Source organism: Pajaroellobacter abortibovis, assembly GCF_001931505.1.
Taxonomy (GTDB): Bacteria; Myxococcota_A; Polyangia; order Polyangiales; family Polyangiaceae; genus Pajaroellobacter; species Pajaroellobacter abortibovis.
On record NZ_CP016908.1, the window covers coordinates 1,540,071 to 1,552,132 of the forward strand.

9 protein-coding genes, 1 tRNA gene and 2 rRNA genes (1 of these 12 only partly in view) are annotated in these 12,062 nt (G+C 45.9%); 2 read left to right on the forward strand and 10 right to left on the reverse strand.

The features are described from left to right. Window positions 1-13: 13 nt before the first annotated feature. From BCY86_RS09900 to BCY86_RS07795, 6 genes are all read right to left on the reverse strand, one after another. Window positions 14-181, reverse strand: a complete 168-nt coding sequence (locus tag BCY86_RS09900; RefSeq protein WP_156865160.1) for an SCP2 sterol-binding domain-containing protein — start codon at window positions 179-181, stop codon at window positions 14-16. Between the two features lie 1,005 nt (window positions 182-1,186). Beyond that, entirely contained in the window at window positions 1,187-2,815 is a 1,629-nt protein-coding gene (gene groL, locus BCY86_RS07770) for a chaperonin GroEL (RefSeq protein ID WP_075277220.1), read from the reverse strand. 74 nt (window positions 2,816-2,889) lie between these two features. Beyond that, window positions 2,890-3,183: a co-chaperone GroES gene (gene groES, locus BCY86_RS07775; RefSeq protein ID WP_075277221.1), complete on the reverse strand. Its 294-nt coding sequence runs from the start codon at window positions 3,181-3,183 to the stop codon at window positions 2,890-2,892. 408 nt (window positions 3,184-3,591) lie between these two features. Further along, window positions 3,592-3,819: a hypothetical protein gene (locus BCY86_RS09905; protein WP_156865161.1), complete on the reverse strand. Its 228-nt coding sequence runs from the start codon at window positions 3,817-3,819 to the stop codon at window positions 3,592-3,594. After that, window positions 3,797-3,982: a response regulator gene (locus tag BCY86_RS10850; protein WP_083604276.1), complete on the reverse strand. Its 186-nt coding sequence runs from the start codon at window positions 3,980-3,982 to the stop codon at window positions 3,797-3,799. The genes BCY86_RS09905 and BCY86_RS10850 overlap by 23 nt, the downstream gene beginning before the upstream one ends. Before the next feature lie 183 nt (window positions 3,983-4,165). Next, window positions 4,166-4,594 carry an SCP2 sterol-binding domain-containing protein gene (locus BCY86_RS07795; protein ID WP_075277224.1) on the reverse strand — a complete coding sequence of 143 codons (429 nt, stop codon included), beginning with the start codon at window positions 4,592-4,594 and terminating at the stop codon, window positions 4,166-4,168. Between the two features lie 146 nt (window positions 4,595-4,740). Between BCY86_RS07795 and BCY86_RS07800 the strand changes: the two genes are divergently transcribed. After that, a tRNA-Arg gene (locus BCY86_RS07800) sits at window positions 4,741-4,814 on the forward strand. Window positions 4,815-5,767: 953 nt separating this feature from the next. Here the strand turns inward: BCY86_RS07800 and BCY86_RS09910 are convergent. Then, window positions 5,768-5,941, reverse strand: coding sequence for a hypothetical protein (locus BCY86_RS09910; RefSeq protein ID WP_156865162.1), 174 nt, complete (start codon window positions 5,939-5,941; stop codon window positions 5,768-5,770). Window positions 5,942-6,214: 273 nt separating this feature from the next. Between BCY86_RS09910 and tadA the strand changes: the two genes are divergently transcribed. Further along, window positions 6,215-6,769, forward strand: coding sequence for a tRNA adenosine(34) deaminase TadA (tadA, locus tag BCY86_RS07810; protein WP_075277660.1), 555 nt, complete (start codon window positions 6,215-6,217; stop codon window positions 6,767-6,769). 47 nt (window positions 6,770-6,816) lie between these two features. Here tadA and BCY86_RS07815 read toward each other — a convergent pair whose 3' ends face one another. The 3 genes from BCY86_RS07815 to BCY86_RS07825 form a co-directional block, all read right to left on the reverse strand. After that, window positions 6,817-9,003, reverse strand: coding sequence for a biosynthetic peptidoglycan transglycosylase (locus BCY86_RS07815; RefSeq protein WP_156865163.1), 2,187 nt, complete (start codon window positions 9,001-9,003; stop codon window positions 6,817-6,819). 54 nt (window positions 9,004-9,057) lie between these two features. Continuing rightward, a 5S ribosomal RNA gene (gene rrf, locus BCY86_RS07820) occupies window positions 9,058-9,174 on the reverse strand. Window positions 9,175-9,249: 75 nt separating this feature from the next. Then, a 23S ribosomal RNA gene (locus BCY86_RS07825) occupies window positions 9,250-12,062 on the reverse strand; it runs 150 nt beyond the window's last position.

Consider the following 12,062-nt stretch of genomic DNA (forward strand, 5'->3'; position numbering starts at 1 on the left):
TCCGCAATTTCCCTTACAGCATCGCTCTCATGGGATCGAGTGCTCTTTCCACCATCTGTTTCCACTGAGCATAGGCCCCCACAATGACGAAAGATGCGTCATGCACCTCATCTGCCTTGACGAGCAAACAACTTCGACACTTACCGTGCTCAACATCTAAATGCTCAGTTTCAATCCGCATCCATCTCATCGAACAGGCGTCGGCTAACTCCCTCCGTGCGCCGATAGCCCCCTCACAATCCGGGTCAATGCAGGAAACAAAAAGACCTGCATATCCTCAAGCTAATACGTGCTTGGATGAGTCTGCAGATGCATCAGAGAGAAGCATGATTTGCATTCCTACTTATGCTCACTACAAAAAATTCTATTCCATTCATATCTAATCGATGAGATGCAGTATCAACCAGTGGCCATCCATCAGAAAGAGAAAACAAACATGAATACAAGAAAATGGACAGGATTCTTGGATGCCTTCATCCTCTGAACGAAGTCTGCTCAGAAGCTAGCATTTCCTTTGAAGAACTACCCACATCAGTAGAATAACTCCATTCTAAGCGCAAAGACCTCTCCAAGTTAGTATGGGACAAGGCAAAGAAGATTTCCACACAAGCTGAAAAGACAAGACAACCCAATCCTTTATAAAGGACTCCAATCGTATGACCCAAAGATCATTTGGTAACTACAAGACAAGTGGAGAGAGAGCATCAACAAAAGCGCCACAATGAGAACATCCGCTCTGCAACGCGCAGGTCTACTCATCCCCTCCTGGATAAGCTTTTCCACTCCCTGATTCGATGCAAAAAACAGCGCACAACTAAGATTACAAAAGACCGAAACACAGGCTCCCTAATACCTGACTACCTCCGTAACCTAGAGCATTCACAAACTCATTCCTTCCTATTCATCCTACACGTTGCTGAACAACATATCACTCAAGGCCCCAGCCCGCAGAANCCCGCAGAAGTCGCTGTCTGAATGATGAACAATGGATGCGCAAAGCGCTCAGAGAAGCAGACAAGGAACTTGAACATAGTGGATGGCTTCTGCTTCAGACCTCTTAAAGTCTGACCAAGAGACCAAGTGTGCTCTGACCACTATTCTCTTCAAGAACCCAATCAAAAAAACTGGCCCTATTGCTAGGACCAGTTTTCTATTCAGGACTAGGGCCAAAGCCCCCTTAATCTCCTTAGAAATCACCGTGAGCGTGATGTCCACCAGGAGGAGCCTGTTTCTCTTCTTTGGGAAGTTCAGCAATCATGCACTCCGTCGTCAACATCAAGCTAGCCACACTGGCTGCATGCTGAAGTGCGGTGCGCACCACCTTCACTGGGTCAATCACTCCCATCGTCAGCAAGTTACCATACTGATCGGTAGCCGCATTGTAGCCAAAGTCATGTTTCCCTTCCTTGACCTTATTCACCACAATAGAACCCTCCAGTCCTGCATTAGCAACAATCTGTCGCAACGGCTCTTCTATTGCACGGCGGATAATTTGAATGCCAAATTTCTGCTCTTCATCCACCTGAGTAATCATATCAAGAGCAGACTGAGCTCGGATAAGGGCAACCCCACCTCCTGCAACAATCCCTTCTTCCACCGCAGCACGCGTTGCATGAAGAGCATCCTCTACACGGGCCTTCTTCTCTTTCATCTCAGTCTCAGTGGCAGCTCCTACCTTGACAACAGCAACCCCACCGACCAACTTAGCAAGCCTTTCTTGGAATTTCTCTCTGTCATAATCGCTGGTGGTATTTTCAATCTGAGTTCGAATCTCAGCAATACGTCCTTTGATTTTTTCTTTCGAACCCGCACCATCGATAATCGTGGTGTTATCCTTATCCAACGTGACACGCTTGGCGCGACCCAAATCAGAGATGGTTACATTTTCAAGTTTAAGGCCAAGTTCTTCACTGATGATCTGACCACCCGTGAGAATAGCAATATCCTTGAGCATTTCCTTACGGCGATCCCCAAAACCAGGGGCTTTGACAGCAGCACAATAGAGAGTTGCCCTCATCTTGTTGACGACTAACGTCGCAAGTGCTTCCCCTTCAATATCTTCCGCAATCACGAGCAAAGGCTTTTGCTGACGTGCGATTGCCTCAAGCACTGGAAGGAGATCCTTCATGTTCGAGATCTTCTTCTCGCTAATCAAAAGATATGCATCCTCAAGCACGCATTCCATTCGCTCAGGATCCGTGACAAAGTACGGAGAGATATAACCGCGATCGAACTGCATCCCTTCAACAACTTCCAGCATGGTATCCGCGGTCTTCGACTCTTCAACTGTAATCACCCCCTCCTTACCTACCTTTTCCATTGCCTCGGCGAGTTTCTTGCCGATTTCTTTATCGCCATTAGCACTAATTGTACCTACTTGCGCGATCTCGTTCGGATCTTTGGTCTGTTTAGCCACCTTCTTGAGAGAGTCGACAATGGCTCCTACCGCTTTGTCAATCCCACGCTTGATCTCCATGGGGTTATGCCCCGCAGCAACCAGCTTAGAGCCTTCACGGTAGATAGCTTGAGCCAATACAGTTGCTGTTGTAGTGCCATCGCCTGCCACATCGCTGGTTTTGGAGGCAACCTCACGCACCATCTGAGCCCCCATGTTTTCGAAGCGATTCTCAAGCTCAATTTCCTTAGCAACCGTAACTCCGTCTTTGGTTACTGTTGGAGAACCAAAGCTCTTTTCAATCACAACGTTGCGCCCCTTGGGCCCCAACGTGACTTTAACAGCATCCGCAAGCGCATTGACGCCAGCGAGGATTAAGTTTCGCGCATTTTCTGTATAGACAATCTTTTTTGCGGCCATTGTTGATTTACCTCATGATCAAATTGCTAAATTTCGAAACAGGACAAAAAGAACTCGCTTTACTCGAGAAAGACTCAAGATTCAAGAATTCCTAGAATATCGTCTTCTCGTAGAATGAGGTGTTCTTCACCTTTAATCTTCACTTCAGTCCCACTGTATTTGCCAAACAGGACACGCTCCCCCACCTTCACTTCAAGCTTACGCACGGAGCCATCTTCTCGCACTTTCCCATTCCCCACCGCGATCACTTCCCCTTCAATGGGCTTCTCTTTAGCCGTATCAGGGATAATGATGCCCCCTTTTGTTTTTTCTTCTTCTTTGACACGCTTTACAATGACGCGGTCTTGCAGCGGACGAATATTTGCCATTTTGTTCCTCCGTGAGAGTACTTTAGTTCGATACACCACATTAGCACTCGAATTGAGAGAGTGCTAACAAGATACAATGGGGAGGTTAAGCTTCCTGAGAAAAGCGTCAAGGGGGAGCCCTCTCTTTTTTCGGTTAGATGCTCTAACTTCGCAAAAACCGAGAGGAAAGCAAAACAAGGAAGAGCTGTAAGAAAGAGAATAAAGCCCTCTTTGCCCACACTGAACGTATCGATGATCACGCTTGGTCAACCCGTTTATTTCACACTCCAACGTGGAGCGATTATTTCTTCTTTCCTTTTTTTTTCTGTTTTCCAGGCGCTGACATTTCATGTTGATGATCCGGATAAGGTTCTTGCTCTTCATGCAGAAAACGCACACCAGCCTTCGAAGAGTAAAAAGCTCTTGGTTTCAGTTCATCCCACAGATTTTTACGGTTAGTTTCCTCGTTGTAATCTCCACCTCAGTCACTTCAAACTCACGTCGCACGCGCTTTTCCTTATGATGCGCGCGCGCTTCCAGAACCTGCGTCACCTTTGCATCGAGATCGTCAAAATCGAAAGATTTGTCGAGGTACGGGTCCGCTCCGTACAGAGGACTTATCATCTGATTGAGATTAGCACCAATCCCCGTTAACATAAATGATACCTGTATGAGTCAAGGTTGGATTTTCCCGCACTTTTCTACAGACTTCCCATCCACTCAGTTCAGGCATCATGACGTCAAGCACAATAATGAGGTCAGGCAGATGCTTCTTAGCAAGTTCCCACGCCTCTTGACCATTCGAAGCTTCAAGAACCAGGAACTAAGATTTGAGAAAAGAGCAAGGTGGCGAGCAACAAGCTCACGCATGGTGGGCTTACCATCCACGATCAAAATAATTCCATTTTTTGAAGAGGAAACCATAGAATGCATTTTCATGCGATTAAACCAGCTCGGTCAAGTTGATGAGTACACGCTCACACTTTATCTCAAGACTTCTATCTTATGATTCATCGGGGAATTGCGTTGGTACACATGCAATTGAAGCAACCAGTTCCTTAGAGGCTTTGACATATTTAATAATGGTTGGCATGTGACCTTTGACCAGCTGCAATTTCCCTTGCAGCATTGCTTTAATAGGATCGATCTCTTTTTTTACCACCTGTTTCCACTGAGCGTAGGTCCCCACAATGACGAAAGATGCGTCATGCACTTCATCTGCCTTGACGAGCAAACAACTTCGACACTTACCGCGCTCAACATCCAAATGCAACGCCATCGATTCCGCCAGGCCAACAGAGGGCTCCTTTTCCACTACCATTGCTACTATGCCATGCGTCCAATCCTGAGCTGCTTCTCGATATGCTTGATTGGCGTTGATTGCTTCTCGATATGCATTGGTCCATTCTACAGACGGAAATCGGTAAGACATCGTACACTCCTTCGTGCATTCAAAGATGATTGATGATGCGGATTAAATCCATCAAACAACACTTTATACCAAGTCGTCTTAACACAAAAGTTGTATTTCCACCGTTGACAGACAACGGTGACTGAGTATTGTTTTTTTCTCAGTAGGCGCCCATAGCTCAGCTGGACAGAGCATTGGTCTACGGAACCAGAGGTCGGAAGTTCGAATCTTCCTGGGCGCGCTCTCAGCACAATGACATAAGACCAAGAGGAGAATCACTCCACCTCTATCTATCTTTCTCAGCTTAAAGGACTCCAATCGTATGACCCAAAGATCATTTGGTAACTACAAGACAAGTGGAGAGAGAGAGCATCAACAAAAGCGCCACAATGAGAACATCCGCTCTGCAACGCGCAGGTCTACTCATCCCCTCCTGGATAAGCTTTTCCACTCCCTGATTCGATGCAAAAAACAGCGCACAACTAAGATNACCGAAACACAGGCTCCCTAATACCTGACTACCTCCGTAACCTAGAGCATTCACAAACTCATTCCTTCCTATTCATCCTACACGTTGCTGAACAACATATCACTCAAGGCCCCAGCCCGCAGAATCTGAGTCAGAGTTCATTTCTTCAACAGAATTACAATTATTTATCTTGGATGTCATTGATCGTGCCCTATTCCCTCCTGAAGGTAATGTTCAAGAGGTGGGAACCTTATCATTAGGCGTACTTGAAGGAGCATTCCCAATTATATTCCCTTACAAGGAACTACACTTGTATGAAAACACCCTAATATATTCCACTTCCGATTAGTAGCAGCTCAAATTTTAAGCTCCCGACAGGCTCAGAGATGCTTAAGCAAGACGAAGAGGATGCCACCCTTTCACTGTCTAAGAAGGAAAAGAAGAGGAGCTAAAAGCATGGCAGCAGCGGATAAGCCTACAAGACTTCTTCAACCTGTGGCTTTTTGCTTCTCTCTCCGATGAACCGAACGTGCAGAAAAAGCAAGTTGGTTCTTCTTTACGTATCAACATGAATTCATTCCCTACCAAGATGTAGTTTCTCTTTATTCTTTAGAAAGATGATAGGAGACGGAACAAAAAATATTAAATGTAATCTCCAAGCGGCAATGAAGAATCAATCACCTGTCATACTCTTGCATCACGATCTACCAGAAACCATGTGGCAGCTAGACCAGATGTAAGTTTTTATCCCAGTTGAGTGTTTTAACGAAAACGGCAAAAAAGTAGAAATAAAAAGCTTGTAAAAGATCTTCGAGTGCTAGAAAAAGAACGTAATGAGAAGTCATCACAGCTGTTATTCTCTCCCCCACCATGTGAATAGGATGAGCAAAAACAATCATTTACTTATCCAGAAACAACAACACGATCAAATACACCTTTACTCCTAACCAGTTTCAGTGGACAGGAAATCAGCCTATAACTATCCATCACATCAAGATGTTTACAGAAAAGGTCTAGTCATAAAATAATCACACCAACATATTTATGGGAGGAATTTCATCTCATAAATCCAGAGGTTGTTTATGAAATACTAAAAAAGTATCTTCTGCAAAAACCAACTACCTTCCTTGCTTATCCTATCTCTATTCCACTCTATAATCTCGTCTGAGCCTATGCATGCAAGCCATCCTCCTAACCCAAAGAGCCTCATCGAATCATGTCGCTGTCTGAATGATGAACAATGGATGCGCAAAGCGCTCAGAGAAGCAGACACCGCAGCCCAGAAACAGGAAGTCCCTATCGGATGCGTGTTGGTTGATTCCAATCATCAGCTGCTAGCTAAAGGTCATAACCTGCGTGAAACGCAGCAAGACCCAACCGCTCATGCAGAAATCATCGCTCTTCGAGCTGCTTCCAAACGCATCCATAGCTGGCGCTTAGAAGGAGTCACTGCTTATGTCACGTTGGAGCCATGCCCCATGTGCGCAGGCGCGTTGTCACAAGCGCGTGTCAAAAGAGTTGTCTTTGGATGCACTGACCCCAAAGCGGGAGCGCTATCCAGTCTTTTCCGAATAGGAGATGATGAACGGCTTAATTACCGTTTGCTCATCACACAGGGGATCTTAGAAAAAGAGTGTGCCCAACGGCTACAAGCTTTCTTCGCAGCTCTCCGTTTAGAACGAAAAAATTATTCCATATCAAAATCCCTTTCCTTTGAGTCTTCGTAAGCGCGTTCAAAAACTCGTTATGACTTAAAAAAATCCCTCCCACTAGTTCAAGAGGAAAAAGGAACTTGAACATAGTGGATGGCTTCTGCTTCAGACCTCTTAAAGTCTGACCAAGAGACCAAGTGTGCTCTAACCGCTATTTCCTTAAGATGGTGAATATGCTTTACCCAATATTCTGGAACTTCACCCCGCCTATAAAATTTAGAACCACGGGCTGGATTGGAGAGTAAAGAAGCCAACAGCATGCATTCGGTCAGATTAAGATCAATCGGTTTCTTCCCAAAATAAACCTCCGCAGCATTTTTGATACCGTACATATGCACACCGAACTCAACAATGTTCATGTAAATTTCTAAAATTTCATCTTTCGAAAAAGTATTTTCCAAATAGTTTGCCAGAATCAACTCCTCAATTTTACGAGAAAGTGTTTTTTGAGGATAGAGAAACAGATTTTTAGCCAGCTGCATGGTAATTGTACTTCCCCCTCTCACCATTTTTCTTGCTTTGATATTTGCAATCAAGGAATCTCGAATAGAATAATGGCTAAAGCCGTGATGCGTGTAAAAGTGAGCGTCTTCTACTGTAAAAAGGGCAGCTTGCATAAAACGACTAACCTGATCGAGGGTAATCCAGTGATCTGTAGAGGGGCCTGTAATCCGATCGTCAACATTTCCATCTGAATAGAAAATCTTTCTTTTAAAAGAGGTTAATATCGTTTCCCGATCCCATGCAGAAGGCACATGGAGAAAGTCACAGCGATTATCAAAATGATAATTGAGCTTTAATTGATCAATATGCTCTGTATTCAATACCAACAGAAGATTTCCAGCGAATGTCCCTTTCCATTCAAGCTCCTGCAGCTCAGGGAGGAATCCCCTAGGGATTCTCTTAAACAGAAGGGGACAAGGGGTCTTAGGAATCCTTGCATGCACTTCCAACTCTACCTTTGATTTCTGCCAATTTCCTTGCAAACCAAGATCGAGGGGACCCACTTGAAAATGGCTGTCTTCCAGTTGCACACTCCCATTCTCTTTCATGTTTCCACGGAATAAAAACTGCATATCTATATCGCCCACAGCATTTTTGGCAAGCCAAGGATGATGCATATGGCTCAATCTGCATTCCCCTTTCCCTCGGAGTTGAAAGAAATTTTTCTCCAGATCGCATATCAAATCACCCTCCCCATGCTGGAGTGTACCATCTATCTCCATTCCCCGCGTTATTTGCCATACCTGTATGATATGAAGGGGGAATGACGTTTGGCGCAAAGTCAGAATGACTCGATGAGGCTCCTGAACCGACAAATCCCCTTTGTACTGAAATTCTTTTTGTTGATAGGTCCCTCGCCCTTCAAAAGAAAAAGAAGAGTGTAATAAACGATGAAGCTTTAAAAAAAATGCCCCTTTGTGAGATATCCCATAGGGATAACCACTCAATTGCCATCTCCACTCCTGAATATTGATTTGCACATCTGCTGAGGGAATAGAATTGAAGAGATACACCCCTCTTTTTACTTTCTCAGCAATCTCCGTAGCTGTAGAAACAAAAAGAGTTTGCAGAGGCACATTTACAGATGACGTTGCTGCCTTTTTTCTTTTAAAGTCAGCATCTCTTTTTCGTACTGTTTGAGACGTTTGAGACGCAAATAAAGAGGGATTCAGCGTCGACTCTTCCATCGAAATGCTTGTTTGACGTGAAGAGGACTCGTATTGCCCCTGAATTCCAAACCCTTCAAAATGAATAGAGTCAATATTCCCATAGGCCTTCTCACCGTGGAAAGAAAAAGTAGCATTCTCACATGAAACAGAAGCGCGCTTAAGAATAATCCGCGATACGTTTTTCTCATCAAGGCCTTCTTCTTCATGAGACGGATAGCCCCATGAAATTATCGCTTCTTCTGCTGCTAATCCAGCAAAACGTAAACGCCAATTGGTGAAAAGATCGACTTGATGGAGTTCTCCCTCTAAAAAAGGGGCCTCACGGCTTCTTACATCTACTTGCTGGAAAGAGATACGGAATAAACCAAATGATAAACCTACTCCCTTGACCTCCCATCGAGATGCAGCAGGCAGATGCCGCATCGCTACATTGGCGAGAAAATCCTTTTTCTGGCTGACGATCAAAATCGAAACAAAACAGACAAAAAAAATGCTGCCAAAAATGATTCTCTTCATTCCATAAAAAGAAGAGAAGAGCCATTGGCAGCGCTCCTTAGAGAGTTGATGAGAATTCAACCTAAGCAATCATATAATATAAAATGGTTGACTTACATCAGATACAATAAAAAAGCCCGGCAGCGTCCTACTCTCCCACACGGCTTCCCGTGCAGTACCATCGGCTCTGAAGAGCTTAACTTCCGAGTTCGGGATGGGATCGGGTGTGGCCTCTTCGATATCGCCACCGGAAAACTATGGATCGCTTTGATAGGGTATCTTGCAACCCGAATCCTACGTGCAACTTTCAATTAGTGTTTCAAAAATACGATCAAGCCTCACGACCTATTAGTACTAGTTAGCTCCGTAGATTACTCCACGTCCACACCTAGCCTATCAACCTTGTAGTCTTCAAGGGGTCTTTAGGGTCTTTCGACCGGGATACCTTGTCTTGAGGCCGGCTTCCCGCTTAGATGCTTTCAGCGGTTATCCGTTCCGTACATAGCTACCCGGCAGTGCCACTGGCGTGACAACCGACTCACTAGAGGTACGTCCAACCAGGTCCTCTCGTACTATGGTTAGCTCCTCTCAAGTATCCTACGCCCACGGCAGATAGGGACCAAACTGTCTCACGACGTTTTAAACCCAGCTCGCGTACCGCTTTAATCGGCGAACAGCCGAACCCTTGGGACCTGCTCCAGCCCCAGGATGCGATGAGCCGACATCGAGGTGCCAAACCGCGCCGCCGATATGAACTCTCAGGCGCGATCAGCCTGTTATCCCCAGAGTACCTTTTATCCGATGAGCGATGGCCCTTCCATGCGGGACCACCGGATCACTAACGCCTGCTTTCGCATCTGCTCGACCTGTCGGTCTCGCAGTTAAGCTCCCTTATACGTTTACACTCTTCGCCTGGTTTCCAATCAGGCTGAGGGAACCTTCGCGCGCCTCCGTTACTTTTTAGGAGGCGACCGCCCCAGTCAAACTGCCTACCAGGCAGTGTCCCACCTCCAGGTAATGGAGGTTGGTTAGAATCTCAGATCATTCAGAGTGGTATTTCAACGATGGCTCCGACAAGCCCAGAAGCTCGTCCTCATAGCCTCCCACTTATTCTACGCAAAATGATGCGAAATTCACTGCCAAGTTACAGTAAAGGTTCATGGGGTCTTTCCGTCTTGCCGCGGGTAGAGGGTATCTTCACCCCCAATACAATTTCGCTGAGTCCCTGGTCGAGACAGCGGAGATGTTGTTATGCCATTCGTGCAGGTCGGAACTTACCCGACAAGGAATTTCGCTACCTTAGGACCGTTATAGTTACGGCCGCCGTTTACTGGGGCTTCAGTTCAGTGCTTTGCTTTCGCTGACACATCCCCTTAACCTTCCAGCACCGGGCAGGCATCACACCCTATACGTCGTCTTGCGACTTTGCAGAGTGCTGTGTTTTTAGTAAACAGTCACAACTCCCATTTCTCTGCAACCTTCTCACGCTTAGCAGGCAAGCTGCATCACATAAAAAGGCACACCTTCTCCCGAAGTTACGGTGTCAATTTGCCGAGTTCCTTAACCAGGGTTCTCTCACGCGCCTTAGAATACTCATCCTGCCCACCTGAGTCGGTTTACAGTACGATTATCAAAGAGACTCCACACGCGGCTTTTCTTGAAAGCTTGGAATCACCAAGTTATTGAGCCGAAGCTCAACCTCATCACCTCTCAGCTTATTGTTTCGCCGTTTGTCTCTCTCGAGTCCTAGCAAAACAGCCTACGGGCTTGAACATGGATCCATGCACCATGCTTGGCCTATCCTTCTTTGTCCCCGCTTATTTCATCGTCTTCCTCGATAGTACAGGAATATTAACCTGTTTTCCATCACCTACGCCTTACGGCCTCGGCTTAGGCATCGACTAACCCTGGGCGGATTATCCTACCCCAGGAAACCTTGGGCTTACGGCGACCAGATTTCTCATCTGGTTTATCGCTACTCATGCCTGCATAAGCTCTTCTCAAATCCGACACTAGACCTCGCGATCTAGCTTGTATCTACTTGAGAATACTCCTCTACCGCTTATTTCTAAGCCCGTAGCTTCGGTGCCGATCTTTAGCCCCGTTATATTTTCGGCGCAGATGCGCTTGACCAGTGAGCTATTACGCTTTCTTTAAAAGATGGCTGCTTGTAGGCCAACTTCCTGGTTGTCAATGCACTTCCACATCCTTTAACACTTAGATCGGACTTAGGGACCTTAGCTGACGATCTGGGCTCTTTCCCTCTCGACAACGCAACTTATCTCGCGCTGTCTGACTCCTGGATATTACTCACTGGCATTCGAAGTTTGATTGGGTTTGGTAGTCTGGTAGGACCCCTAGCCCATTCAGTGCTCTACCTCCAGCGGTATTTGTCCAAGGCTATACCTCAATATATTTCGAGGAGAACCAGCTATCTCCCAGCTTGATTAGCCTTTCACTCCTATCCTCAGCTCATCGCCCGCATTTTCAACTGCGGTGCGTTCGGTCCTCCAAGCGGTGTTACCCAACTCTTCAACCTGGCCAAGGATAGATCGCTAAGGTTTCGGGTCTACATCCTGCGACTTTTCGCCCTGTTAGGACTCGCTTTCGCTACGGCTTCACCTCCTTTGGCTTAACCTTGCCACAAAATGTAACTCGCAGGCCCATTATGCAAAAGGTACGCGGTCACACTATCCCCTCACGGGGATAATACTTCCACGGCTTGTAGGCGTACGGTTTCAGGTACTATTTCACTCCCCTAACCGGGGTTCTTTTCACCTTTCCCTCGCGGTACTTGTTCACTATCGGTCAATCAGTAGTATTTAGCCTTACGGGATGGTCCCCGCAAATTCCCGCCGGATTTCACGTGTCCTGCGGTACTCGGGTACTTACTACAACTTATTTTAATTTTGATTACCGGGCTGTCACCGTCTACGGCTGGCCTTTCCATACCATTCATCTATCAAAACTTATTGATTTTGTAAGCCCCATGACCCTTCAAGATTATTCATCTTAAAGTTTAGGCTTTTCCCTCTTCGCTCGCCACTACTAAGGGAATCGAGCTTTCTTTCTTTTCCTCCAGGTACTTAGATGTTTCAGTTCCCTGAGTTAGTCATACATTACTATGAATTTATAATGTA

What these genes read in the sequence shown, in the direction of transcription:
- BCY86_RS09900 (WP_156865160.1), bottom strand. Translation starts at nt 181, where the DNA reads ATGCGGATTGAAACTGAGCATTTAGATGTTGAGCACGGTAAGTGTCGA.
- groL (WP_075277220.1), bottom strand. Translation starts at nt 2,815, where the DNA reads ATGGCCGCAAAAAAGATTGTCTATACAGAAAATGCGCGAAACTTAATC.
- groES (WP_075277221.1), bottom strand. Translation starts at nt 3,183, where the DNA reads ATGGCAAATATTCGTCCGCTGCAAGACCGCGTCATTGTAAAGCGTGTC.
- BCY86_RS09905 (WP_156865161.1), bottom strand. Translation starts at nt 3,819, where the DNA reads ATGTTAACGGGGATTGGTGCTAATCTCAATCAGATGATAAGTCCTCTG.
- BCY86_RS07795 (WP_075277224.1), bottom strand. Translation starts at nt 4,594, where the DNA reads ATGTCTTACCGATTTCCGTCTGTAGAATGGACCAATGCATATCGAGAA.
- BCY86_RS09910 (WP_156865162.1), bottom strand. Translation starts at nt 5,941, where the DNA reads ATGATTGTTTTTGCTCATCCTATTCACATGGTGGGGGAGAGAATAACA.
- tadA (WP_075277660.1), top strand. Translation starts at nt 6,215, where the DNA reads ATGCATGCAAGCCATCCTCCTAACCCAAAGAGCCTCATCGAATCATGT.